Source organism: Plantibacter lichenum (assembly GCF_050587525.1).
In the GTDB taxonomy this organism is placed as follows: Bacteria; Actinomycetota; Actinomycetes; order Actinomycetales; family Microbacteriaceae; genus Plantibacter.
The window spans coordinates 196,966-222,470 of record NZ_JBOBFT010000007.1; the positions used below are offsets into that span (position 1 = coordinate 196,966).

Annotated in this window: 18 protein-coding genes; all 18 read right to left on the reverse strand. The window is 67.9% G+C overall.

The genetic code is table 11. The features are described 5' to 3' along the window. Positions 1-4: 4 nt before the first annotated feature. The 18 genes from rplC to ACQ3HB_RS11770 all read right to left on the reverse strand — a co-directional run bounded on the left by rplC (position 5) and on the right by ACQ3HB_RS11770 (position 25,480). Complete coding sequence (rplC, locus tag ACQ3HB_RS11685) at positions 5-661, reverse strand: 50S ribosomal protein L3 (RefSeq protein WP_430920224.1); 657 nt, start codon at positions 659-661, stop codon at positions 5-7. Between the two features lie 24 nt (positions 662-685). Further along, complete coding sequence (rpsJ, locus tag ACQ3HB_RS11690; protein WP_005050520.1) at positions 686-994, reverse strand: 30S ribosomal protein S10; 309 nt, start codon at positions 992-994, stop codon at positions 686-688. Between the two features lie 580 nt (positions 995-1,574). Continuing rightward, positions 1,575-2,531, reverse strand: a complete 957-nt coding sequence (locus ACQ3HB_RS11695; RefSeq protein ID WP_430920225.1) for a hypothetical protein — start codon at positions 2,529-2,531, stop codon at positions 1,575-1,577. Positions 2,532-2,821: 290 nt separating this feature from the next. Next, on the reverse strand, positions 2,822-4,012 hold the full coding sequence (gene tuf / locus ACQ3HB_RS11700) for an elongation factor Tu (protein ID WP_430920226.1): 1,191 nt from the start codon (positions 4,010-4,012) through the stop codon (positions 2,822-2,824). Between the two features lie 138 nt (positions 4,013-4,150). Further along, on the reverse strand, positions 4,151-6,265 hold the full coding sequence (gene fusA / locus ACQ3HB_RS11705) for an elongation factor G (protein ID WP_430920227.1): 2,115 nt from the start codon (positions 6,263-6,265) through the stop codon (positions 4,151-4,153). 93 nt (positions 6,266-6,358) lie between these two features. Further along, positions 6,359-6,829, reverse strand: a complete 471-nt coding sequence (rpsG, locus tag ACQ3HB_RS11710) for a 30S ribosomal protein S7 (RefSeq protein ID WP_430920228.1) — start codon at positions 6,827-6,829, stop codon at positions 6,359-6,361. Further along, positions 6,829-7,203 carry a 30S ribosomal protein S12 gene (gene rpsL / locus ACQ3HB_RS11715; protein ID WP_347867121.1) on the reverse strand — a complete coding sequence of 125 codons (375 nt, stop codon included), beginning with the start codon at positions 7,201-7,203 and terminating at the stop codon, positions 6,829-6,831. Before rpsL ends, rpsG begins: the two co-directional genes overlap by 1 nt. A 386-nt stretch (positions 7,204-7,589) precedes the next feature. After that, positions 7,590-9,176: a hypothetical protein gene (locus ACQ3HB_RS11720; RefSeq protein WP_430920229.1), complete on the reverse strand. Its 1,587-nt coding sequence runs from the start codon at positions 9,174-9,176 to the stop codon at positions 7,590-7,592. A 151-nt stretch (positions 9,177-9,327) separates the two neighbouring features. Continuing rightward, on the reverse strand, positions 9,328-9,975 hold the full coding sequence (locus ACQ3HB_RS11725; protein ID WP_430920230.1) for a spermidine/putrescine ABC transporter substrate-binding protein: 648 nt from the start codon (positions 9,973-9,975) through the stop codon (positions 9,328-9,330). 67 nt (positions 9,976-10,042) lie between these two features. After that, positions 10,043-12,469: a transglutaminase TgpA family protein gene (locus ACQ3HB_RS11730; protein ID WP_430920231.1), complete on the reverse strand. Its 2,427-nt coding sequence runs from the start codon at positions 12,467-12,469 to the stop codon at positions 10,043-10,045. After that, on the reverse strand, positions 12,466-13,803 hold the full coding sequence (locus tag ACQ3HB_RS11735) for a DUF58 domain-containing protein (RefSeq protein WP_430920232.1): 1,338 nt from the start codon (positions 13,801-13,803) through the stop codon (positions 12,466-12,468). The genes ACQ3HB_RS11730 and ACQ3HB_RS11735 overlap by 4 nt, the downstream gene beginning before the upstream one ends. After that, positions 13,800-14,768, reverse strand: coding sequence for an AAA family ATPase (locus tag ACQ3HB_RS11740; protein ID WP_430920233.1), 969 nt, complete (start codon positions 14,766-14,768; stop codon positions 13,800-13,802). Before ACQ3HB_RS11740 ends, ACQ3HB_RS11735 begins: the two co-directional genes overlap by 4 nt. Positions 14,769-14,812: 44 nt before the next feature. Further along, positions 14,813-20,071, reverse strand: coding sequence for an Ig-like domain-containing protein (locus tag ACQ3HB_RS11745; protein ID WP_430920234.1), 5,259 nt, complete (start codon positions 20,069-20,071; stop codon positions 14,813-14,815). Between the two features lie 172 nt (positions 20,072-20,243). Further along, positions 20,244-21,029, reverse strand: coding sequence for a hypothetical protein (locus ACQ3HB_RS11750; protein WP_430920236.1), 786 nt, complete (start codon positions 21,027-21,029; stop codon positions 20,244-20,246). Between the two features lie 122 nt (positions 21,030-21,151). Further along, positions 21,152-22,813 carry a protein kinase domain-containing protein gene (locus ACQ3HB_RS11755; RefSeq protein ID WP_430920237.1) on the reverse strand — a complete coding sequence of 554 codons (1,662 nt, stop codon included), beginning with the start codon at positions 22,811-22,813 and terminating at the stop codon, positions 21,152-21,154. Next, the gene (locus tag ACQ3HB_RS11760; protein ID WP_430920238.1) at positions 22,813-24,144 is read right to left on the reverse strand and encodes an FHA domain-containing protein; all 1,332 of its coding nucleotides are present in this window, start codon (positions 24,142-24,144) and stop codon (positions 22,813-22,815) included. The genes ACQ3HB_RS11755 and ACQ3HB_RS11760 overlap by 1 nt, the downstream gene beginning before the upstream one ends. 11 nt (positions 24,145-24,155) lie before the next feature. Further along, positions 24,156-24,977: a PP2C family protein-serine/threonine phosphatase gene (locus ACQ3HB_RS11765; RefSeq protein ID WP_430920239.1), complete on the reverse strand. Its 822-nt coding sequence runs from the start codon at positions 24,975-24,977 to the stop codon at positions 24,156-24,158. A 2-nt stretch (positions 24,978-24,979) separates the two neighbouring features. After that, positions 24,980-25,480 (reverse strand): hypothetical protein, encoded by a 501-nt coding sequence (locus ACQ3HB_RS11770; protein WP_430920240.1) that lies wholly within the window; start codon positions 25,478-25,480, stop codon positions 24,980-24,982. Positions 25,481-25,505: the final 25 nt, after the last annotated feature.

A 25,505-nucleotide genomic window follows, 5' to 3' on the forward strand; every position in this document is an offset into this window, starting at 1 on the left:
GAAACTACGCTCCCTTCACTGCGGTGCGAACGAATACGATGCGGCCACGAGCGCCGGGAACGGCGCCCTTGACCAGCAGCAGGCCCTTTTCGGCGTCGATCGCGTGAACGCGGAGGTTCAGCACGGTGACGCGCTCGCCGCCCATACGACCGGCCATGCGCATGCCCTTGAAGACACGGCTCGGGGTCGAGGAGGCGCCGATGGAGCCCGGCTTGCGGTGGTTGCGGTGAGCACCGTGAGAGGCGCCCGTTCCCTTGAAGTTGTGACGCTTCATAACACCGGCGAAGCCCTTGCCCTTTGAAGTGCCGACGACGTCGACCTTCTGGCCGGCTTCGAAGACGCCGTCAACGGAGAGTTCCTGACCGAGTGAGTAGTCGGAAGCGTCCGCGGTGCGGATCTCGGTGACGTGGCGGCGAGGCGTGACGCCTGCCTTCTCGAAGTGGCCCGCGTCAGGCTTGCTGACCTTGCGGGGGTCGATCTGGCCGTAGGCGATCTGGACGGCGTCGTAGCCGTCGACCTCGGGCGTGCGCACCTGGGTGACGACGTTCGGGGTGATCTCGATCACGGTGACGGGAACAAGCTTGTTGTTCTCGTCCCACACCTGAGTCATGCCGAGCTTCGTGCCGAGCAGACCCTTGCTGGTCTTGTCAGTAGTAGACATATTAATTCGTGTCCCCTATCCGGCTCAGAGCTTGATCTCGATGTTGACGTCCGCAGGCAGGTCGAGACGCATGAGCGAGTCGACGGCCTTCGGGGTCGGGTCGATGATGTCGATCAGACGCTTGTGGGTGCGCATTTCGAAGTGCTCCCGGCTGTCCTTGTACTTGTGAGGAGAACGGATCACGCAGACCACGTTCTTCTCCGTCGGCAGCGGCACGGGGCCGACGACCGTTGCACCCGCGCGGGTGACTGTGTCGACGATCTTGCGCGCCGAGGTGTCGATGACCTCGTGGTCGTACGACTTAAGTCGAATGCGGATCTTCTGTCCCGCCATGTGTGACTCACTCTCTGTCTAGCGTCTTACGAATCTCTTCGCATTGGACGCGCTTCATGCGTTTTGCAACGGTCTGTTGCTCCACGCCATTGGCACTACTGCTGTCGCACCACTGTTCTTCTGTCAAAGACCATGCCTCGCGCGGATCACCGCTTACGCCGTGGGTTCCGTTCGACCGTCATGGTCTTCATTCCGCTGCATCTCGGCTTGTGGCCGGTGACCGGACGCGGACGCGCGTGAGCGCGAACCATGTCGTGGTGTGTTGATGAGTGGATGTTCTGCTACCCGCGACCTAGGCTCCATACCCTGATGCGTCGCCGCACCCGATATCTCCTATGTACTGCCTGGCAGTGATCCGGCAGAGCGCGCAAGACGCACTCGTTCGGAATACTGAACTGGACTAGTCTGCCACGGATCCAGTGTGCATGCAACCCGGGCGTGTCGCGCCTCGCGCACCCCCAGCCCCCTGCCAGTTTCGCCCCCTGTCCACCCAGCCCTCCCCCTCCCCCAAACCTCCGTTTTCGTGCAATATGTGCCCTCGAAAACGGCCGTATTGCACGAAAACGGAGGTTTGGGGTCGTCAGGCCAGACCGCGCAGAGGCGAGCTCAGACCGGTTGGGATTCCGACGCCCGCCAAGCGTCTCCGGAGATCCTCCGGCGACATCGCGACTGACCAGTCCCAGCGCAGAAACGCGCGCGCTCGCATTCGCAACCAGTCCTCACGCTGCTTCTCCTCCCAAAGGACGTCCTCCGGCGTTCGCCCATGGAGCATCTCAGCACGCTTGTACTTCCCGCGGCCGTCGACCTCGCCGATCGTGTCGTACGCCTCAAAGTGGAAGTCGGTCCGGAACGTCCGCCCGTCTGGATGCCTCCACGCACGTTGCAGGACGGGGCGGGGCGCACCGATCCGAGAGAAGTTCACCCGGCTCACCGATTCTGCGACGGATTCCGCAGCTGCATCCGCGAACTCGATCGCGAGTCGGACTCGCCGGGCGCCACGGAACGGAGACCGCTGCTCCACCGACATCAGCAACTCTTCGACGGTCACCCACCCGAGCCTCAGCGCGTGATCGAGCATGGGAACGGAACGGACGAACGGCTCCGTGGCCGCGACGTCGACGAGTGTGCGCGCCAGACCGGTCACGGTCACTCCATCGATGACCTCCGGGTATGTGCCCTCGTATCCCGTGGCATGCCTTGTGACGCCGCTGACCCGGCGACCGGTCATCGATCGCTTGCAGGTGAGATGGACCTCAGCAGGCCAGGCGCCCGCAATGGGGAGCCGGTGCAACGCTGCCGAGGAGAGGTGCGACACCAAGGGCGTATTCGCTCGCCTGGTGCGCGCCACGGCATGGATGCGAGCGAGGTATCGTGCGTCGCGGTCCAGGGCTTCCCAGGTGGCGGTGTCGATGTACACCCCAGGACGCACACGGATCACGCTGCCTTGGACGGCCGCGCGCCTGAGCGTCGAATCGTCGCCGATGATCCGGGTCGTGTCACGGACGAATTTGAGTTGGCTTCCCACATCGATAGTCATCGGTCCATGCTCGCGACCTTGCGCCCGCTGCGGCGCCGCGTGTCCGAGACTGTGGAGCAACGACGGCCGGCCGCTCTCTGTGGAGGAGCCCCGACCGCCCCGAGACCTCCGTTTTCGTGCGAGACGGACGTTTTCGAGGGCACGTATTGCACGAAAACGGAGGTTTGGGGGCGGGCGGGCGGGTAGGCGAGGGCGGGTGGGCGGGGCCGAGGCGAGGCGGGGACGACGAAGGGCCCGGAGCGATGAACGCTCCGGGCCCTTGCTGTACAGCCGTCAGGCCGCGAAGGAACCTACTTGAGGACCTTCGTGACGGTGCCGGCGCCGACGGTACGGCCACCCTCGCGGATGGCGTAGCCGAGGCCCTCTTCCATGGCGATGGGCTGGATCAGCTCAACGGTCATTTCGGTGGTGTCGCCAGGCATGACCATCTCGGTGCCCTCGGGCAGCGTGATGACGCCGGTGACGTCGGTGGTACGGAAGTAGAACTGCGGACGGTAGTTCGCGTAGAACGGGTTGTGACGCCCACCCTCATCCTTGGACAGGATGTACGCGGTGCCCTCGAAGTTCGTGTGCGGCGTGACCGAACCCGGCTTGACGACGACCTGGCCACGCTCGACGTCTTCGCGCTTGGTGCCGCGAAGGAGCAGACCACAGTTCTCGCCGGCCCATGCCTCGTCGAGCTGCTTGTGGAACATCTCGATACCCGTGACGATGGTCTTCTGCGTCGGGCGGATGCCGACGATCTCGACCTCGGAGTTGATCGACAGCGTGCCACGCTCGGCGCGGCCCGTGACGACGGTTCCACGACCGGTGATCGTGAAGACGTCCTCGATCGGCATGAGGAAGGGCTTGTCCTTGTCGCGCACGGGGTCCGGGACGTTCTCGTCCACGGCGTCCATGAGGTCGAGGATGCTCTGCACCCACTTCTCGTCGCCTTCGAGAGCCTTGAGGCCGGAGACGCGCACAACCGGTGCGTCCTCGGCGAAGCCCTGCGAAGCGAGGAGCTCGGAGACCTCGAGCTCGACGAGCTCCAGGATTTCCTCGTCCTCGACCATGTCGGACTTGTTCAGCGCGACGAGCAGGTACGGAACGCCGACCTGCTTGGCGAGCAGAACGTGCTCACGGGTCTGAGCCATCGGGCCGTCAGTGGCGGCGACGACCAGGATCGCACCGTCCATCTGAGCTGCACCGGTGATCATGTTCTTGATGTAGTCAGCGTGACCCGGGGCGTCGACGTGCGCGTAGTGGCGCTTCGGCGTCTCGTACTCGACGTGCGAGATGTTGATCGTGATACCGCGCTGACGCTCTTCCGGCGCAGAGTCGATCGACGCGAAGTCGCGCTGAACGTTCGTTGCAGAAGGGTACTTGTCGGCAAGGACCTTGGAGATCGCTGCGGTGAGCGTGGTCTTGCCGTGGTCAACGTGACCGATCGTTCCGATGTTGACGTGCGGCTTGGTCCGCTCGAACTTGGCCTTAGCCACTGTGGGTCCTCCTCAGGACGTTGTGCAGAGCACCAGGGCACGATTCAGTGCCCGACACGCTGCAGGGATTTGTATTGATGTTACGCGATCCGGCTGGGTGTTCGCACACCCAACCGAACCGCAAGAAGGACCGAGTGACTACTCGCCCTTGTTCTTCTGGACGATCTCGTCGGCGACAGCCTTCGGGACCTCCGCGTAGCTCTCGAAGGTCATCGAGTACACGGCACGACCAGAGGTCTTCGACCGGAGGTCGCCGATGTATCCGAACATCTCCGAGAGGGGTACGTTGGCGCGGATCACCTTGACGCCCGAAGCATCCTCCATGGACTGGATCTGTCCACGACGGGAGTTCAGGTCACCGATGACGTCGCCCATGTACTCCTCAGGAGTACGGACCTCGACCGCCATGAGCGGTTCGAGGAGCACGGGGTTGGCCTTGCGCGCCGCTTCCTTGAAGCCCATGGAACCGGCGATCTTGAACGCCATCTCCGAGGAGTCGACGTCGTGCGCGGCACCATCGGTCAGGATGGCCTTGACGCCAACCATCGGGTAGCCGGCGAGGACGCCGACCTGGAGTGCGTCCTGGAAACCAGCGTCGATCGACGGGATGTACTCGCGCGGGATGCGACCACCGGTGACGGCGTTGACGAACTCGTACGTCGAGTCCGGCGTGACGTCCATCGGCTCGAGGTCGAACTGGATCTTTGCGAACTGACCCGAACCACCGGTCTGCTTCTTGTGCGTGTAGCCGTACTTCTCGACCTTGCGCTTGATGGTCTCACGGTACGCGACCTGCGGCTTGCCGACGTTGGCCTCGACGTTGAACTCGCGCTTCATGCGGTCGACCAGGATGTCGAGGTGGAGCTCGCCCATGCCCTTGATGACGGTCTGGCCGGTCTCGGTGTTCTGCTCGGTGCGGAACGTCGGGTCCTCTTCGGCCAGCTTCTGGATCGCGGTGCCCAGCTTCTCCTGGTCGGCCTTGGTCTTCGGCTCGATCGCGACCTCGATGACGGGCTCCGGGAAGCTCATCGACTCGAGGACGACCTGCGCGTTCGGGTCGGACAGGGTGTCACCGGTGGTGGTGTCCTTCAGGCCGATGACCGCGTAGATGTGACCGGCGGTGACGAAGTCGACCGGGTTCTCCTTGTTGGCGTGCATCTGGAAGATCTTCCCGATGCGCTCCTTCTTGCCCTTGGTGGAGTTGATGATCTGCGCACCGCTGTCGAGGCGACCGGAGTACACGCGAACGTAGGTCAGACGACCGAAGAACGGGTGGACGGCGACCTTGAACGCGAGAGCCGTGAAGGGCTCCGTGGCGTCGGGGTGGCGGAGGACGACCTTCTCCTCGTCGCGAGCGTCGTGCGCCTCGATGGCGGGGACGTCGAGCGGCGAAGGCAGGTAGTCGATGACGGCGTCGAGCATCGGCTGAACGCCGCGGTTCTTGAACGCCGAGCCGCAGAGGACCGGGTAGATCTCGCTGTTGACGGTGAGCTTGCGGATCGCAGCCTTGATCTCGGCGACGGTCAGCTCTTCGCCACCGAAGTACTTCTCCATGAGTGCGTCATCGGTCTCGGCGACGGTCTCGAGGAGGGCGGTGCGGTATTCAGCAGCCTTCTCCTTGAGGTCTTCCGGGATCTCCTCGATGGCGTACTTGGCGCCCATCTCGACGTCACCCTTGGAGTCGCCGCGCCACGTGAGCGCGCGCATCTCGACGAGGTCGACGACGCCTTCGAAGTTCGACTCGGCGCCGATGGGGAGCTGGAGCACGAGCGGCTTTGCGCCGAGGCGGTTGATGATGGTGTCGACGGTGAAGTAGAAGTCGGCGCCCAGCTTGTCCATCTTGTTGACGAAGCAGATGCGGGGGACGTCGTACTTGTCGGCCTGGCGCCAGACGGTCTCGGACTGGGGCTCGACGCCCTCCTTGCCGTCGAACACTGCGACGGCACCGTCGAGGACGCGGAGCGAACGCTCCACCTCGACCGTGAAGTCGACGTGACCGGGGGTGTCGATGATGTTGATCTGGTTCTTGTCCCAGAAACAGGTGGTTGCAGCGGACGTGATCGTGATGCCACGTTCCTGCTCCTGAGCCATCCAGTCCATGGTCGAGGCGCCGTCGTGGGTCTCGCCGATCTTGTGGTTGACGCCCGTGTAGAACAGGATGCGCTCAGTGGTGGTGGTCTTGCCGGCATCGATGTGGGCCATGATGCCGATGTTGCGGACCTTGTTCAGGTCGGTGAGCACGTCTTGTGCCACGGGGTTCCTCCGGGAATTGGGTGGATTGGAGCTGAAACTCTCAGAGATGAGGAGGCCGACGCTTTCGCGGTCGGCCTCCTCATCAGGCGCCGACTACCAGCGGTAGTGAGCGAACGCCTTGTTCGATTCGGCCATCTTGTGCGTGTCTTCACGACGCTTGACGGCTGCACCGAGACCATTCGACGCGTCGAGGATCTCGTTCTGGAGACGCTCGGTCATGGTCTTCTCGCGGCGACCCTTGGCGTAGCTGACGAGCCAGCGCAGCGCGAGGGTGTTGGCACGGTGAGGCTTGACCTCGACCGGCACCTGGTAGGTGGAACCACCGACACGACGCGAACGCACCTCGAGCGTGGGGCGCACGTTGTCGAGCGCCTTCTTCAGGGTGACGACGGCGTCCTGCTGGTTCTTCGCCGCAACGCCTTCGAGTGCGTCGTAGACGATGCGCTCGGCGAGGCCCTTCTTGCCATCAAGAAGGATCTTGTTGACGAGCTGGGAGACGATGGGTGCGCCGTATACGGGATCGGCGACGACGGGGCGCTTCGGAGCTGGACCCTTGCGAGGCATTACTTCTTCTCCATCTTCGCGCCGTAGCGGCTGCGAGCCTGCTTGCGGTTCTTGACGGCCTGCGTGTCGAGGGCGCCGCGAACGATCTTGTAGCGGACACCGGGGAGGTCCTTGACACGACCGCCGCGAACCAGGACCAGCGAGTGCTCCTGGAGGTTGTGGCCTTCACCGGGGATGTACGCGGTGACCTCGGTGCCGTTGCGCAGCTTCACGCGGGCGACCTTGCGCATTGCCGAGTTCGGCTTCTTGGGGGTGGTGGTGTACACACGAGTGCATACGCCGGCCTGCTGCGGGTTGCTCTTCAGGGCGGGCGCCTTGGTCTTGGTGACCTTGGGGCTGCGGCCCTTCCGAACCAACTGCTGAATGGTTGGCACTACTTGCTCCTTGATGGTTACTGCACGGTGACAGCGGTACTGAATGTCAGCATTCGCGCTGCGGTTGCCCGCTGCGCGAGGTCATATGGACCCACCGGCAGAGCACGAGTGTGCCTTGCCTAGCGTGGTGGGTTATGCCGTGGGGGCGATCCGGTTCCCGGATCCACCCGTATGTGCCTGCGGCCTGACGTTCTCCGGACCTCCGGGTTCTTGCGAATCCGGACATCACGAGAGCGCACGACAAAAGCGCACACTGAATCAATGTTAGCCGCTGGTGGGAACGCGGTCAAACAGTCGGGGGCCGTTCACAGACTCGGCGCGGGTGCACCGCGTGGTGCGCCCGCGCCGAGCGCGTGTTGCATGTCCGGGTGGAGCGGTGACTGGCGCTACAGGACGGGTGCGGGGACGAACGTCGCGCCCTTGTCGTCGAAGGCCGTGATCGTCCCGCGCACTTGGAAGTTGACCGGGGCGACACTGTAGCCGGGGCCGGTCGCGCCGTTCGCCGGGTTGGTGAGCGTGCAGGTCATCGACATGCGGCCCGTTGTCTCGCCGTCGACGTTCCAGGAGCCGCCGGAGAACTCGCCGACCGAGAAGGTCGGCCGGGTGTCGAACGTCCACTTGACGTCGGAGGGCGTGTAGCCGGTGTCGTTCTTGATGCCGAAGGGGCAGCCGTCCGGTTCGAGGGTGGTCGCTGCGCCGCAGCCGTCGATGTAGGCGTTGACGGCCGCGTCGGCCGCTTTCGTGCCCTCGTCGGTGAGCGTCGCGGTCAGCAGCGCCGGCGCGGCGGCCTGGCCGAAGCCGAGCGCCGTCGCCTCGGACTCCTCCGCGGAGAACCACTTGCTGTCCGCGAGGGCGACGTCGTAGGTGCCGGGGAACGCGCGGAGTTCGTATACGCCGTCGGTGACGGGCTCGACGTCCTTCAGCTCGACGCCGGCGACCGTGACGCCAGCGTCGGCGGGAGCCGCGACGTCGACCTCGAGTGTCGTGAGCTCCGGTGCGTTGAGCTTCCACTTGTCGAAGATGACCGCGTCCTTGCCGGTGCGGGTGAGCGTGAAGTCCTGCTCGAAGGTCTCACCGGCCTGCTTGATCCGGACCGCGACGGTCGCGGTGTCGCCGCTCGTGCGCGTGCGGCCGACCGTGTACGCGCTCACGCGCTGCGTGGCCTGCGAGTACGCCTCATCGGTGAGGAGGACGTCGGCGTCGGAGCGCTCCGCGCCCGTCATCGAGAGCGCCTGCTCGGCCTTGCCTGCCTTGAGCGCGTCGAGGTACGCCTTGACCGTCACCTCGGGCGCGTGGGTCGCGTTGCCGATGCCGACGCCGACGATCCCGCCGACGATGAGGAGGACGAGGACGCTGCCGCCAGCGATGATGCCCGTGAGCGCGCCCTTGCTGAGCCGCTTCTTCTCCTTCGGGGGCTGCGGCGGCTGCCCGTTCCACCCGTACTGGCCGGTGTTCTGAGGCGTTCCGGGGGCGCCGTACTGACCCGGCTGACCCTGGCCGTACTGACCCGGCTGACCGGGCTGACCGGGCTGGGGAGGCGCGCCGAAGGCGACGGTCGGCTGCGTCTGGTTCGGGTTCACGGGACCGGGCTGCTGCTGCTGAGGCTGGCCGTACGGGCGCTGCGGCTGCGAGGGCTGCTGGCCGTACTGACCGGTCGGCTGCTGGCCGTACTGGCCGGTCGGCTGCTGGCCGTACTGACCGGTCGGCTGCTGGCCGGTGTGCTGCGGTCCGCCGAACTGCTGCGGCGCAGAGGGCTGGACCGGAGGCTGAGGCTGCGGCGCGTTCTGATCGGGGCGCGCGAAGGTGTTCTGCGCGGGGGCTGCGGGCTGCTGCACCGGAGGCGCGGGCTGCTGCACCGGAGGCACAGGCTGCTGCACCGGAGACACGGGCGCGACGGGCTCCTGCGCACCGCTCTGCTCGGGCTGACGCTCCGGTTCCTCTGGTGCCTGGTTCGGGTTGTCGGTGTTCGTCATGGTGCTGCGCCCCCAAAGGCAGTGGAATGTGCCTGCACAGAAAACTGTGCATTGGGTGAAAGTATAGTGACGGCCTCGACCGCCGACCATGGGGAGAGCTCCCCATTCAGGGAGGCCAGGGACGCGCCGATCCGCGCGGCAGCGACGGGCATCACCAGGGGGATCTGGGCGAGTCCAGTTCGAGCGAGAGGTCGTCGAGGAGCGCTGCCACCTGTGGCTCCACATAGCGGGCGATGCCGTCGTGGATGCGGCGCCGATGACCGATGAGCAACTCGCAGACGCGCCGCCCCACATCGTTCGCGCATTCGTCGGCGAGGGCGATCTCTGCTCGCAGGGCCTGCTTCTCCGCGTCGGAGAGCGGCGCGGGGACCGGCTGGGACACGATGTCGGCGGGCTCGGTGCCGAGTTCGGCGAGGGTGAAGAGGTACGGCTGCTCTGGGTCGGGATCGGGGTCCAGCTGGAGGCCGTCGAACTCGGGGTCGAGGCCCTCCCCCGGACGGTAGGCCTTGGCCGCCGCACGGGCGTCGGCATCGCGCAGTTCACCGCGGAGGAGCGGCAGGTTGCGGTCGGTGTACTCGGCGACGGCGTGATCGACGATCGTCTTCATGCGCGTCGCGAGCCCGTGCTGCACCGCGTGCGGGACGTCGGTCGTGAGACCGGCGGCGGCGAGGACGGGCGACCCGAGACACCTGCGGCAGACCCTCGTGCGGCCCCGATGGCTCGACGGGTGCCAACGCGGCAGCCAACGCAACCAGGCGTCGACGGCCCCGGCGACCGCAGTGTCGAGGACACGCTCCATGGGGCCTTACGCTACCGGGTCGGGCCCGATGAGCGGAACGGACGCACGGGCGATGCGATGATCCCGATCAGTCACGCTGGCCGATGCGCTTCGCGAGTCGGTCCGGCACACGCAGCACGGAGCCGAGACTGCGTTTCGTCCGCAGGCGGAATCGGCTCACCTGTCGTCGGAACCAGCCGAGCTCCGCGGTCGCCGCCTCGCTCGTCGCGATGGCCTCGGCCCACAGGCGATCGGCCGTCGCCGCATCGACGTCGTCGCCGGAGAACACGGCGGCATCGGTCTCGCGGGCGAGCGCCGGGAGCGCAGCCGGGGCTTCGACCAGCTGCGCGCCGACCGCCGTGGCGATCCCGCTCCGTGTGCTGTGCTCGGGGATCGTGTACCCGGCCTCCGCATACCGATCGATGAGCTCGTCCCACGCCCCTGCGGCCTGCGCATCACCCGTCGGGGCGCCACGGCGCCGCTGCAGACGTCGGCGCTTTGCGGCGCGGATCGCGAGCAACGGGATGCCGTAGACGGCCAACGGAACGATGATCGCCCCCGCGAGCCACCAGACCCACTCCGGGACGACGAACGGATTCTGCTTGTCCTTGTCGTCGCCGTCATCGATGTCGGCGTCGGTCAGCAGGCTGTCGTCGATGTTGTCGGAGCGCGGGGGCTGACGCACCTGCGGCTGCGGCTCGGTCTTCGGTTTGGGGTCCTGGTCCTGCGGGATCTCGGTCTCGTCCGGCGTCGGCGAGAACGCCACCCAGCCGTAGCCCTCGAACGGGACCTCCACCCACGCGGTGACGTCGTGCCCAGTGACCTTCACGCTCGACTGCCCTTCGGTCACCTCCGGTGCGAACCCCATGACGACACGTGCGGGGTAACCGAGGGAACGGGCCATGAGCGCGAACGCGGACGCGTACTGCTCCTCATCGCCGACCATGGGCGTGCGGGTGAAGAGCTCCGCCATCCGGTCGGCGCCGTGCCCGGCGCGCGACGGCGTCGTGTCCGAGGCGAGACCATGACTCAGGAAGCCCGTGGTGCGGAGCGTCTGCTCGATCGCCCGCAGCTGCGCCATGGGCGCCGTCTCCGAGCCGACCAGCTCCGACGCCTTCGCGACGACGATGTCGGGGATGTTGGTGACGGGCGGCAGCGTGACGTCGGCCGTCGGAGTGGATGCGAGAGCCGTGTCGTTCGGCACACGCTGCGTCTCGGCGGTCGCCTCGTACCGGTCGCCCGCGCGGACGCCGCTCGTCAGGACCGCGGCGCCGCTCGTCGCGTTGTACCGGACGTCCTCGGATCGCTTCGCCGTCTTCCCGTCGAGCTGCAGCGAGGACAGGTAGCCGACGCCGGGCAGCCAGATGTCGTGGTAGCCGCTCACGTCGATCGTCACGTCGCGCGTGCCGCCCTCGGTGAGCAGCTTCGGCTCGGGCATCGTGGAGCCGACGAGCTGGAACGCGCCGGATCCGTCGGTCGCGTCGGACGGCCCGGCGACCGTCCAGAGCTTGCCGTCGTAACTGTCCATCGCCGCCATGCGCAGGCGGTCGCCGGGGTGCAGTCCCGTCGCCGTGAAGAGCGTCGTGTCGTCGAGGTCCTTCGTGTAAGAGCGGAAGCCGGACAGCGGGCTCGGGTAGTCGAAAGGGTCGAACGGCGGGGTGATCGCTTCGCGGAGCACGAACCGCCCGTCGGTCGGCGGCGTCGCCGCGAAGGCGGCTCCCCCACCGAGGACGATCGCGCACACGGCGAGGAGGCTCACGCCGAGGAACTTCTTGCGCCGGAGGACCGCGGAGGTCGATGCCGCGACGTTCTCGCCACGTCCCGCGGCGGGACGCCAGCCCAACCACACGAGCGCGATGACCGCGAACAGGATGCCGCGGACGGCCGCGAAGAACGGCGTCGAGGTGCCGAGCAGGACCGAGGTCGCGAAGAGCACGATCGGGCCGATCAGGACGACGGCGCAACGACTCGCGAGCTGCGGTCGGCGCGGCAGCCAGCGGACGGCGAGAACCGCGGCGACGACACCGATCATGAGGCCGCACAGGTACGGCAGCGTCATGATGTAGGCGGGCGCCTCGAGCGGTGCGGCGAGGGTGACGAAGTCCTTCCAGCCGAACACCGAGCCGATGCTCAGGCCGCTGAGCGTCGTGAGGTTCGGAAGGAAGCCGATCGTCGCGGCCGCCGGCATCGCGAGCGCACTGCCGAAGAGGAAGAAGGCGACGACGGTCGCGAGGGCGGTGAGGACCGCACCGAGCTTGAGCGCGTGCGAGGCGACGCCGACGGCCAGGCCGACGACGAGGCCGCCGAGACCGGCGAGGAGGAACCCGGTCCCGCCGAGCGCAGCGCCGAAACCGAGCATGCCGATCCCGGCCAGGACGAAGACGACCGCGAGGTCGATCCAGGAGCGCGCAGGCAATGGCCACGGGGCGACGAAGGTGGGCACGATGCCCTGGACGTTGACGTCCGCCGCCGTCGAGGCGCTCTGCGGCCGGACCCGGGTCTGCTCCTCGCTCACATCGCCCTCGCCATCACTCTGGCGAGATCGCCGAGGCTGCCGAGGGTCATGACGGACATGCCCGCGACGTCCTTGATGGATGGCTTGGCACCCGTCTCCACACGGATGCCGATGACGTTGACGTCCGGCCCGAAGAGCCGCTGGATGCCGCGGTACTCGGGCGCCTGCAGGTGCGATCCGGCGACGATGATGACGACGCTCGGCGCGGGCAGGCGCTTCGTCGTCTCCCGCGCGAAGGTCCGCGGGGTGTCGTGGACGTCGCGCACGAGCTGCAGGCGGCAGGAGTCGTCGAGGAAGGAGGTCACGGTGTGGGTGCGGAGCGCGAGCTGATCGGTCACGACGCTGATCTGGACCTGGTCGATGATGACCTGCGTCGCGATCGAGGCCGTGAGCGAGACCGCGAGTTCGAACTCGTCCGCGTCGGCGTAGTAGCGCTCGTCGCTCGTCATGACCATCGTCAGCTGCGAGCGGCGGGACTCCTCGAACTGCCGCACCATGAGCTCGCCCGTCTTGGCGGACGACTTCCAGTGGATGTAGCGACGGTCGTCGCCCGGCACGTAGCCGCGGAGCGCGTGGAAGGAGATGTCGGTGTTGGTGATCTTCTTGGTGACCTGGCCCTCGAGGTCGCGGATGAGTCCGGCGGCCGTGGGGTGCAGTCGGGTCGTGAGGGGGTGCACGAAGAGTTCGACGAGCCCCGTCCAGCGCACTTCGCGGCGGAGCAGGCCGAGCTGGTCGCCGCGCACGGAGACCGCAGGGCCGGCGAGGATGACCGCGCGACGGTTCGTGGGGACGGCGAACAGCTCCTCGTGCTCGTCCCCCGCCGCGATGGCCGGCAGAGCGAACTCGGCCATCCCGTTCCCGACAGGAACTTCGAGGCGGGTCGGCGTCGTCGCACGGCTCCCCGGGTTCGAGACGAGGACCTGACCGAACGCCCGCTCCCCCACGACGACGCGCGTCGGATTCAGGTGGATGGAGACGGCGAAGGTCGACCGGCCGAAGAGGAACGCGATCGAGACGACGAGCGCCGCGAGCGGGACGAGGCCGAGGAACAGCAGCTCGGACCAGCCCAGTACGAGGCCAGTGACGGTGCAGACGAGACCGACCACGAGCACGACCCAGCCGAGCGGGCTGACGAGCTCTGCCACCGGACGGATGTAGCTCCAGAGCACCCGCAGCCACGGACCGGCCACCCGCGCGACCGAGTGACCCGCTCCGACGACCCGCTCACGGATCGTCGGGCGCGCCGGAGACGCAGCGGACTCGGCATCCGTCTGGCGCGATGCCTCGACGGGCGCCTCCTGCTGCGTCTCGGCGGGCGGGGTGCTGATGCTCATGCGGCGCGGTACGCCGGAGGATCGATGCCGACGATGACCCGGCTGATGACGTCCTCGGCGGTCACGCCGGCGAAGTCGGATTCCGGGTCGATGATGATGCGGTGCGCGAGCACGGCCGATGCGAGGTCTTTCACGTCGTCCGGCGTGACGAAGGTGCGGCCCTGCGAGATCGCCCACGTCTTCATCGCTCGCACGAGGGCGAGGGCCCCGCGCATGCTGACGCCGAGCGCGACGTCCTTGTCGGTGCGGGTCGCGGCCGTGACGTCGGCGACGTACTCGAGGATGCTCTGGTCCACGTGCACCTCGGAGGCGAGCTGCGCCATCGTGATGACGGAGGACGAGCCGATGATCGGATGCACCTTGGTGGCGCGTGCCCGGTTCGAGGCGTCGAGGAGGAGGCTCACGGACGTCTCACGGTCGGGGTAGCCGAGTGTCGTCTTGATGAGGAAGCGGTCGAGCTGCGCCTCGGGCAGCTTGTAGGTCCCCGCCTGCTCGATCGGGTTCTGCGTGGCGATCACCATGAACGGCTTGCCGGCGTCGTAGCCCGTGCCGTCGATCGTGACGATGCCCTCCTCCATGACCTCCAGGAGCGCTGACTGCGTCTTCGGCGACGCACGGTTGATCTCGTCGGCGAGCACGATCGACGCGAAGATCGGGCCCTTGTGGAACTCGAAGATCCCTTTGCCCTGGTCGTAGATCGTCACGCCCGTGACATCGGACGGCAGGAGGTCTGGGGTGAACTGGATGCGTGAGCTCGTGCCGTCGAGCGTGTTCGCGAGCGCTTTCGCGAGGACCGTCTTGCCCGTCCCCGGGTAGTCCTCGAGGAGCACGTGCCCTTCGGAGAGCATCGCCGTGACGACGAGTCGGATGACGTGCTCCTTGCCGAGGATCGCCTGTTCCACGTTGTCGACCAGTTTGCCGAACGCGTCGGCGAACCAGTCGGCCTGCTCTTGCGTGACTGCCATGGGTGTGTGTCTTTCGGGTTGGGGATGGGGAAGGGTGGGCCCGGCTACATCGCGTCCCAGGCGGCGCCTGAGATGGTGCCGAGCGTGTAGCTCTGCCCGTTGGCCGTGTTGTAGAACCGGACGGAGACGGTGTCATTCACCATCACGCCGAGGTGATTGACGTGGACGAAGGAACCGGAACCGCCGACCGTCATGTTCATGGTCGTGCCGATGGGCGATCCGCCCCGCAGGATGTCGACGTTGTAGTTGCCGTTCGGGAGGTCCGCGTAGGAGACGCCGACGCGGTGGCAACCGCCGCCACCGGTTCCGCACGCGATCGGGGGTCCGGACTTCGAGAGTGAAGCGGTCGGCGCGGGCGGCGGCGGATCCTTCACGGACACGGAGACAGGGCCGGCTTCTGGACCGCATCCGCCCTTGCCACACGCCTGCACGTACAGGTCGTAGGTTCCAGCACTCGCGCCACCGTTGGTCACGCGAGTGTTCCCGTAGTCCGTGCCGGCGAAGGTGGAGCCGCCCTTCATAACCCGGTACACGTACTTCTCGATGTTGCCGCCGTCATCGGCTGGACGTGTCCAGCTCGAGGTCAGGACCGCTGGCGCATCCCCGCTACTGGAGATGCTCAGCCCGGTCGGCGCACCCGGCTGCCCGTACGAAGTGGCACTCACTGAAGACGAGGACTGGCTGTTGCCAACGGAGTTCGTCGCGAACGCGCTGAAGGTATAACTCTTGCCGTTGGTCGTGTCGAAGGAGCACTCGACACCCGGCTGGCAGACTCTGTTCTCCCCGCCGCTCCACGAGACGGTATGTGAAGTGATCTCTGCGCCGTTGCTCGCTTTCGACCCCTCGACGACGACGTAGACCTTGCCCGTCGCCGTGCGACTCACCGCGATCCCAGGCGCATCAGGCACGTCCTTCACCGTGACCGTCACCCGCCCCTTCGCGTTGCGTGCGGGGTCGAGCGTCGCGTCCTGGATCGTGTAGACGACGCTCACGGTGCCGCTCTTCGACGGGCCCGGCGTCACCACGATCTTGTTGTTCGTGACGACGGCGGTCGCCCCGCCGGGCGGTGCCGCGTCGACCGTCGCGTCGAGCACCTTGAGCGGCGTCTGCGGGAACGGGTTGAAGTCGTTGGCCGTGACGTCGATCGTCTCGGCCTTGTTCTTGCGGCCCTCCTGCACGACGTCGTCCGCGGCCCTGGCGACCGGACGGGTCGAGGAGACGACGCGCACGTTGATCGTGCCGGGCACGGAGAACTCCTTGTATCCGACCGTCACCCCGAGCGTCGCTGCGGTGCCCGGCTGCGTCCCGATGGGGGCGGAGACGGTCAGCTGCGAACCGGACAGCGTCGCCTGCACCCCGGCCGTCGAGCCCGTGAGGCCCGAGTAGTTGAGTGCCGCCAGCACACGCGGGTTCGGGTGGTTGCTCGAGGAGCGGAGGTCGAGGGTGATGGGCGCTTCGCCGGCCTCGATCGTCACGTCCGGCGGGGTGAAGGTCGGCGGGACGTCCTCGAGGTTCGGGTCGCCGACCGTGATCGGGAGCGTCAGCATCGCGCTCTGCTTGCCGTCGGTCGCCTCGAAGCTGACCGATGCAGGGCCGCGGTAGTCCTTGAACGGCGTGAAGGTGATCGTGTCGTCGTCGACGTAACTCGACGTCCCGTCGCCCTTGAAGTTGGAGACCGTGGAGCGATCGCCGATCGTGACCTTGGCGCCGGAGGACGACTGGACGAAGTCGGCCAGCTTCCACTGCCGCGTCTCGTTGACCTTCACGATCTGCTCGGGCAGGTTCGCCTTGAGCGAGGGCGGGATGCCGTCGGTCGCCGCAGGCACGATCAGGAACGCGGCCCCGCTCAGCTTGGTGACCGGGTCGGTCAGCCGGTACGCGATCGCCTGGCGTCGTTCGCCGAGGGTCACCCGGATGGTCCCGCCGTCGCGCACGGCCGCGGACGCGGCGTTCGCTCCTTCAAGCGTCGGCACGAGGTCGTCGATCAGTCCGCCGGGGTTCTGCGCGTCCTTCAGGACGTCGATGTCGATCGTCTGCTTGCCGACGATGTCCGCGACCTCGATCACGTGGTCGATCGCCGACGGGTACTGCGGTTTCGCGTCCTTCGTGACGTTGACCTGCACGAACGCGCTGTCGATGCCGCCCTTGCCGTTCGTGATCTCGTAGCGGACGGTGAAGAAGCCCTCGTCCTCCGGCGCGTTCACGATGACGCGGTTCTTCGCGACCTCGGCGGTGAGCCCCTCGTCCACGGCGAGGAGCTTCGGCGACGTCTTCAGCCGGTAGCCGTTCGGGTCGGAGTCGTTCTCGAGGACGGGGACCGAGGCGACCTTGCCCGGCTGCAGCTCGATGTAGTCGTCGACGGCGTTCGGCTGGCCGTCGACCGCGGGGCGACCGATGACGCCGATCTTGATCGATGCCACGGCCACGGCGCCGTAGGTGTCGCGCACGCGGTACTGGAAGGTGTCGGTGCCGGACGCGTCCGGCGACGCCTCGTAGACGAAGCCGGTGCTCGTCTTCGAGATGACGCGGCCGAGGAGCGGTGCCGACGCGATGTCGTCGAGGACGACGGAGTCGCCGTTGGGGTCGAGCCCGTCGAGCGGCACCTCGACCTTGACGGTCGCGCCGGCGAACACGCGGGAGGTGAGCACCTGCGGGACGGGCGCCTGGTTGTTCTTCTTGTCCTCACCGACGACGTTGTACGTGACGGTCGCCGTATCGGCCTCGCCGAAGGTGTCGGTCACCCGGTAGGTCGCGGTGTACGTGCCCGGCTCCATGGGCGCCTGGAAGCGCACCTGGTCCGCGTCGACGAACGCGAGGCCGGCGCTCGGCGCCTCGACGAGTTCGCGGTCGACGAGCATCGCCGCACTGTCCGGGTGGTAGTCGTTCGCGAGCACGGCGACGTTCGCGATGTCACCCGCTCGGACCACTGCGACGTCGTCGTTCGCGACGGGGGCCTGATGCTTCGCGAGCGGCGGCACCGGGACGATCGTGACGGCTGCATCCGCCGTGCCCGTGCCGTCGGAGACCGTGTAGCTGAACTGCAGCTGTCCCGTCAGCGGCGTCGATGACGAGACCCGGATGACGGCACTCGAGAGGACCTCGACGGAGAGGGCCTTCGACTCGTCCGGCACCTGTACGGACTGGACGGCGAGCACCTGCCCGCTCGGTGAGACGTCGTTCGTGAGCACCGGAATCGTGATGGTCTCATTCGGGCGCAGGTAGCCCGTGTCCTTGACGGGGATGGGCGGGACGACCGTGTCCGGCTTCTCGCGCACCTCCACCCGGATGAGGCCGATGCTCGATGCGATGCCGGCGCCGAGCGTGTACTTGAGGTAGTAGGAGCCGGCCTCGTTGGCCGAGACCGTGACCGACTGCTTCTCGAGGCTCGGGGTTGCGACGACGCCGCCCTGCAGCGCCTCGACGCCGAGGAGGCTCAGCGGGGCACCGCTCGGCGAGAGGTCGTTCTTGAGCGGCAGGACGACCGCCTGCTCGCCCACGAAGGTCGAGACGTAGTCGGGCGTTCCGATGGGGTTGAGCGCACCGGCGGGCTGGACGTCGACCTTGAGCGTGCCCTCTGCGGACACGGTGCCGTCCGAGACGACGAACTTCACGTCGCGCGGGCCCATCTCGGGCGAGGTGTGGGTGAAGGTCACGAAGCCGTCCGGGGTGAACCGCACGAGGTCGCCGGAAGCCGGTGAGGCGGACTGCAGGAAGATGTCGTCACCATCGGGATCCCGCCAGTCCGCGAGCACGTTGTAGGTGACGGTCTGCCCGGCTTCGACCGAGACGGCTGCTTCGCGGTGCGAGGCGGGCGGTTCGTTGACCTCCGGCGGGCGGACCGTGATGCTGACGGCCGCCTCGGCGACGCCGCCTGGACGCCCGTCGTTGACGGAGTAGCGGAAGGATGTTGTGCCGGCGGTGAAGCCCTCCGCCGGCGTGAACTGCAGGGCGCGACCTCCGTCGATCGTCTCGAGCGTCCCCGCCTCCGGAGCGATGTCGGAGTGGTTCTGGATCGTGAGGACGTCGCCGTCGGGGTCTGAGTCGTTGTCGAGGAGCGGGAGGACCGTGGCCCGGCCCGGGCGGACGCCGAAGGTGTCGTCGCGCGCGATGGGCGGCCGGTTCTCCTCCGTGCGCTCGGCGAGCGTGTCCTCGAAGGACTGCTCCGACGCCTTCTCGTCGCCCTCCTCGCCGTCCTCCTGCTGGGGCGGCGTCACCTCGTCCCAGTTGTCGACGAGGCGCATGTTCGATTGCACGAGCCACGCACTGCCCGTCTGCACGTTGTTGAGCGCGATGACGGACTTGTTCACCCGGAAGACGAGCTGCTGTCCGACCGTCTCCGGAGTGATCTCAGGGGTGACGGGCTTCTCGCCCGCGCACTCCGCTGCATATCGGCTCGCGGACGCCCACGCGCCGTGCATGCAGCCGTCGAGGTAGACGGGCGCCGTGACCTCGTCGGCCGTCTTCGCGGGTGTGACGATCTCGGCGTCGAGCGTCTCGATGTCGCCGCCGCCGAGCGGGACCTTGAGCAGGCTCTCACCGGTCGCGACGACGGCGGCGTCATCGGAGGCGGAGGGCGCCTGGATCTTGAGCGGCTTGCCGGGGAGCTCCGTCGTCGTCCCGTCCTGGCGGATGAGCTCGTGCCGTTTGACGTCGAGGATGACGGCCTGTTCGCCGGCGGCACTCAGCTGGTAGCCGTCGTCGAGGGAGGGCAGGGCGCTCGAGGTGAGCTTGCCGTCAACGGCCATCCGGTACAGGAGCTTCTTCGTCGGCGAGACCGCGAGGATCGTGCCCTTCGATGTGACGACGGCCTGACCGCTCTTGCCGATCTTCGCGACCGGTTTCGTCTCGACCGGATCGAACCGGAGTTCGCCGGCGGTGTCGACCGACCACAGCTTGCCCGTCTCGCCGGCGACGACGGCGATGCGGTCGCCGCCGTAGGACAGCGCAGCGCCGACCGGGAGCGTCACCCGCTGGACGAGGCTCGTGAACGCCGGATCGATGCGTTCGAGGGACGACAGGGCTTTGTCCTGGAGGAAGACGTCGTCGCCGTTCTGCAACACATCCGTGTTGTTCGATGCGGTCGAGACGGCGCCGTCCAGTTCGGAGATCTGTTTGTTCAGGCGGCCGGCGAGGAGCGATTCGCCGTTCGTGACCCACACGTCACGGGCGGAGAGGTCGACTTCCGTGACGGGAAACCCCTGGTGGATGATCGCCGCCGCGACGGGAACACCGACGAGGAGGGACAACGCCGTGACCGATGCAGCGGTCTTCCGCTTGCGCAGCCATCCGCTCCAGTTACTCACGTTCCCCCGTCTGATCGTCGCTTCGCCGAAGCCCCCGGCCGCGACCGGGGACCACTCTAACAAACACCTGTGAATTTGTTGCACGGGTTGCAGAGTTCGCCGAAATCGATCTCAGAGGCCCTACCCTCACCTCGCCCAGCTCACATCCGGGCTACCCCCGAGAACCGTTCGATCAGCGTGCGGCGGGCTTCCGGAGACCGGCGGCGGGAGTGCCGCCTGCTGCCGCGGCTGGCCCTGCGCCGGCCACCGCACCAGCCGCCTCGGCCGCTTCCGCCGCCGCGCGATCCAGCAGGGGCAGGTCGTTGACGTCGACCATGCGCGTCGAAACGGCGTACTCCACGAGTCGTGCGCGGCGCCCCGTCGCGAGCTTCCCCGGTCCCCCGCGCAGCCCCTGCACGCCGAACTTGTCGAGCTTGTCGCACACGTTGTCGAGCTTGCGGTTGAACGTCGTCTGACTCCACCCCAGGCGCTTCGCCGCAGCGGCCGATGCCGGGATCTCGCCCCTGCCGGGCGAGGACTGCGTGAGCACGTGTTCGGCGAGCGCCACGATGAGCAGCCGCTGACTGCTCGTCAGGTGGATCGGTCCCACGGTCGTGGTCCCCGCATCGGTCGTCGTGAACTGCGACGGCGTGAAGTACTCACGATCGGAGAAGATCGTGAAGTCGTAGGTCGTCGTCCCCGCGCTGAAGAGCACCTGCAGCTCGGGGAACACGATCGGCAACCGCGCACCCGGCGCGAGCCACGCCTGGACGTTGCCCGTCGCATCGGTCACGGTCGCCGAGAGGGCGTTGCCGATGTTCGACAGCCACCAGAGGCCGTTCTCGTGCGTGATGCTGAGGAAGGTGCGGTGCAGGAACGGGTTCTCGTCGACGACGAGATCGCCTTCACGGCCGATGAGGAACGGTGCGTCCTCGCTCACCTGGTAGTGCTCGCCGCAGAATTCGAGATGCACGCTCATCGGTTCCGATCCGTTCCCCTGTGTCGTTCGGTGTGGGCTGTCTTCGGGTGGTGCAGTGATGCTTCGGGTGCTGCTGTATTCCTTCGGGCGGTGCAGTGTTCCTTCGGGCGGTGCTGTCTCGCTCAGCCGTCGAGGCAGGACTCCAGCGCATCGGCGGACGTGACCCCCGCACGCACCGTATAGACCTCGATGCAGACGTTCTGGCCCGGCGTCAGCTCGCTGATCGTGACGGTCGGTTCGGTCGTCGGCGTCTTCCGCGTGTCCTTCCGGCCGTCGGTGCGCTGCCAGACGAACCGGTCGCCGTCCTCGGGGTCCGGGTTCTTCCAGACGAAGGTCACGGCCGTGCCGTCCGCGTTGGGTTCGACGCTCACGGGCTCCGGAGCTGGAACGGCGTCCACCTGGATCGGCGCTCCCGTGGCGTTCGGACCGTTCGTCGGCGCCGGTGCCGGCGACAGCATCGGCAGGACGATCCCCGCGGTCACTCCCCCGACGACGAGCACGACCACGGCGGCGATGATCGACCCCTTCGCGCCGCGGCCGAGGCCAGTGCGGGTCTGCTCGGACGGAGTGCTCGCACGTGCGTCGGTCGATGCTGCACGCGCGGCCGGACCGTTCGACGGCGCGATGGACGTCTTCCGGCGGACCGTCTCGTCCGGCGGCGCGACCGGCTGGACGGCGTGCGGGATGGCACCGCGCACCACGGTCTCGTCGACGGTCGTCCCGGGTGCGGCGGTTCCCGGTGCGGCAGGACGGAGCGGCTGCGCCTCGATCGTGGGAACCGCGCGAACCTTCGTCTCATCGGCCGAGGCGCCCGTAGCGCCCGCGGCGCCCGTCGTCTGACGACCGTGCTGCGGCTGGACGAGGTTCGGGACGTCGATGGGGGTCGGCGCGTAGGACAGCTCCATCTCGACCCGCTGCAGTGCCCTGGCGAAGTCGACGGCCGTGTCGAATCGGTCGCCGCGATCGCGTGACAGTCCCTTGTCGAGCGCGGCGATGAGCGAACGTGGGACATCATCACGGCCGAGCGGGGTGACGGTTCCGCGTTCGATGCGGCTGATGAGGTCCGCGGCGCCGTTCGGCTGCCCTGGCACTTCGAACGGCGTCCGTCCGGCGAGAAGCGTGTAGACGGTCGCCGCGAGCGAGAAGACGTCCGAGCGCACATCGGGCTTCGGGGCGTCGTCGAACATCTCCGCCGGCGACCACGGGATCGACATGCCCACCGACTGCGTACCGCTCGTCCCCGACGCGCCGTCGGCATCGGCAGCTGCACCGACCGTCTGCGTCGGAAGGTCGACCTCGACCGTCGAGGAGATCCCGAAATCGGTGAGGGCCGGCCACCCGTAGGCGTTCGTGAGGACGTTCGCCGGTTTGATGTCGCGGTGCAGGATGCCCGCCGAGTGGGCGGTGGCCACCGCGCTCGCGAGACGGACGCCCGTGCGCAGGGCGTCTGCCGCACTGAACGCTCGGGTCTTGTACTGCTCGGCGAGACTCGGACCCGCGCAGTACTCCATCGCGAGGTACGGACGACCGTCCGGCGCGACGTCCGCCGTGTAGATCGTCACGATGTACGGGTGCGCGGACAGCTGCGCCATGAGGTTCGCCTCCGCGACGAACGCCTCACGCGTCTGCTCGGTGAGATGCTCCGCGAGCATGACCTTGACCGCCACCTGACGTCTCGGCAGCTGCTGCTCGTACAGGAAGACGTCGGCGAACCCGCCGGAGCCGAGCAGCCGTTCGAAGCGCAGCCCGGGGATCTGGGGCGGCGTCGATGGTGAGCGCCGCACTAGCCCTCCCGCACGCGGAGCGTGACGCCGCCGCCGAGGTCGATGACGGTGCCGACGATGACCGGGGTCGGTTCGCCCGGACGGAGCGACTGCGGATCGCGGCCGGGCAGGACGACCTGCGTGCCGTTCCGCGAGTGGAGGTCGGTCACGACGACTGTTCCGCCCTCGACGCCGACGCGCACGTGGCTGCGGGAGATGTCCTCCCCCGCGACCGTCACGAGGGCCGGAACGACCGATGCCGGTACCTGGGAGACGCTCGGCGCACGACCGAGGACGGCCGGGGTGTCGAGCGACTGTCGGCGTCCGCCCGGCAGTTCGAGGAACATGCGCGGTGCAACGGCGGGGGTCGGTGACGAGTGCGACTGCTGCGGATGCTGCGTCTGCTGCGACTGGGGCTGCTGCGCACGACCTGCTCGGAGAGCGGCGAGGTCCTCGGCGAAGATCGTGTGTCCGTCGTGGTCCCCGAGCGGGGTCGCCTCGTCTGCGGGCACAACGGGTTCGGGCACAACGGGTTCGGGCACAGGACTCGATGCTGGCGCGGGCACAGCGGCCTGCACTGCGGGCTGCACGGCCTGTGCCGCATCACGCTCTGCCTCAGAACCGGGCTCGTGGACGGCGGCGGCGCCCACCGGCCGGACGACCGTCTGCCCGAACAGGTAGTCGTAACCGAGATCGGCTTCATCGTTCGCGGGGTCGACGGGCGGAGCCTCCGCCCCGTCGAGGTCGTCGTCGCCGTCGATGAAGAACTGCGTCTCCTCCGGAGCACGGGTGTCTGGCACGGGCCGCGATTCGGGTTCGGCGGTGGCCGGGGCCATGGGCGGTGCGACGGCCGGCGCTGCTACAGCCGGCGCCGCCACGGCAGCCGCAACCCGCTCAGGCGCACCGTTCGCAGCACCGAGCGGCGCCGTGATGCTGCTCGCCCACACCGAGCCGGAGCCGATCGGCAACGGCGTCCCCGGGCCTCCTGTCGATCCACTCAGAACGACCGAGGTCGCGGCGGGATGCCGTTCCTCGATCCAGGTCGTGGCCTGCGGGGCACTCACCGTGGTGGCGCCGTCGGCCGAGACGACCGTCGCGGTCGCAGCACCGCGGACGATGACGGTCACCCCGTCGGCGTCCCAGGCGGCAGCGGCGAACGACGGGGTCGAGGACAGTCCTCCAGCGGCGAGGCGGTCGAGGACGAGAGCGAGCGACGCGTCGTCCGGGACGGTCGCCGCGAACGCGGCGGCGGCCTCCGCGTCACCGGCGCAGTCGACGAGCAACAGCCTCCCGGCCGCGGCCGTGGCGAGCCAGCGCCGGGTACCGGCGGGCTCCGCATCGTACGAGAACACGGCCCACCCTCCTAGGTTCGCGGAATCGTCTCTTCAAGATACCCGAGATGATCGCCGTCATCGTATCCGGGTCCGGCCTCCTCCGTCGACGAGGACTGCACGTCGACGACGAGCGCCGTCACATTGTCCCGCCCGCCGGCGTCGAGCGCAGCCTGCACCAAGCGTTCCGCCGCGCCGTCGAATCCGTCGCCCATGAGTTCGGCGATGCGGGTGTCCGAGAGTTCACCCGTGAGCCCGTCCGAGCACAGCAGGAAACCCTGTCGGCCCACGGCAGGCATGAGCCAGACGTCCGGGTCGATACCGAGTTCTACGCCGATCGCCTTCGTGACGATGTTGCGGTCGGGGTGGACAGACGCCTCCGCCTCCGTGATCGTGCCGGCGTCGACGAGTTCCTGCACCGCAGAGTGATCGACCGTGATGCGACGGAGCACACCGTCCGTCCAGGTGTAGACGCGCGAATCGCCCACGTTGAAGATCATCCAGTGGCTGTCCGTCTGCGGCGAGAGGGTCACGAGAGCGAGCCCCGCGACGGTCGTGCCGACGATGCCCTGCGGCGTCGGGATCGCGCGGATCACGGAGTTCGCGGCGACGATCGTCGTGACCACGGCCTCCGTCGTCGTCGGCGAGCCCGTGGGGATGCCGCGCTGCACGGCCGCCGCCAATTCGCGGCTCGCGACATCGCCCCGCTCGTGACCGCCCATCCCGTCCGCGACGACGAAGACGGGCGCTCCCGCGTAGAACGCGTCCTCGTTGAGCGCACGCGTGTGCCCGACGTCCGTGCGCCCCTCGCTCCGGATCGTGTGCGTCGAGCGCGGCGTGTCGATGACCTGCACGGTCAGCCGGTCGCGCCGAGCGACGCGGGAAGCTCCGGGACCGCCGCCGGCCAGGCGCCGTAGCGCTTGTCCAGGTCCGAACTCGCCAGTTCGAGCGAGGAACCACCCGCGTACTGGTCCGAATCGACGTCCAGGGAGGCGAGGAGCGCCCTCGTCGTCTCGACCGTCTGCCCCGGGGCTTCGAAGGCGAAACGCACGAACCGACCACGGTCGACCTCGTCCTGCGAAGCGAGCTGGGCGAGTGAGTAGTCGACGAGCTGGGCCGGATCGCCGGTGAACGCGTCCGACGCCTTCAGCGTCGCAGTCACGTACGCGGTCGTCCCGTCCCAGGCTCTCGCCGCAGAGAACGTCGCCCCCGGTACCTCCGCCACGGCCGCTTCGACCGTCGCGAGCGACCGGGACGGCGACCGCTTCGCCGACGGGGCGCCGATCGCGCACCCGCTCAGGACTGCGATCAGGACGACGGAGGCGATGCCCGATCTGACGATGGTGCTGGTGCGCATGGAGGATCTCACTGTCTGGTGCGGC

Bases quoted from the DNA above. Each gene is read 5' to 3' on its own strand.
- ACQ3HB_RS11725 (WP_430920230.1), bottom strand. From the start codon at position 9,975: ATGGAGCGTGTCCTCGACACTGCGGTCGCCGGGGCCGTCGACGCCTGG.
- ACQ3HB_RS11750 (WP_430920236.1), bottom strand. From the start codon at position 21,029: ATGAGCGTGCATCTCGAATTCTGCGGCGAGCACTACCAGGTGAGCGAG.
- ACQ3HB_RS11740 (WP_430920233.1), bottom strand. From the start codon at position 14,768: ATGGCAGTCACGCAAGAGCAGGCCGACTGGTTCGCCGACGCGTTCGGC.
- rpsG (WP_430920228.1), bottom strand. From the start codon at position 6,829: ATGCCTCGCAAGGGTCCAGCTCCGAAGCGCCCCGTCGTCGCCGATCCC.
- ACQ3HB_RS11735 (WP_430920232.1), bottom strand. From the start codon at position 13,803: ATGAGCATCAGCACCCCGCCCGCCGAGACGCAGCAGGAGGCGCCCGTC.
- ACQ3HB_RS11695 (WP_430920225.1), bottom strand. From the start codon at position 2,531: ATGACTATCGATGTGGGAAGCCAACTCAAATTCGTCCGTGACACGACC.
- ACQ3HB_RS11770 (WP_430920240.1), bottom strand. From the start codon at position 25,480: ATGCGCACCAGCACCATCGTCAGATCGGGCATCGCCTCCGTCGTCCTG.
- rplC (WP_430920224.1), bottom strand. From the start codon at position 661: ATGTCTACTACTGACAAGACCAGCAAGGGTCTGCTCGGCACGAAGCTC.
- ACQ3HB_RS11720 (WP_430920229.1), bottom strand. From the start codon at position 9,176: ATGACGAACACCGACAACCCGAACCAGGCACCAGAGGAACCGGAGCGT.
- rpsJ (WP_005050520.1), bottom strand. From the start codon at position 994: ATGGCGGGACAGAAGATCCGCATTCGACTTAAGTCGTACGACCACGAG.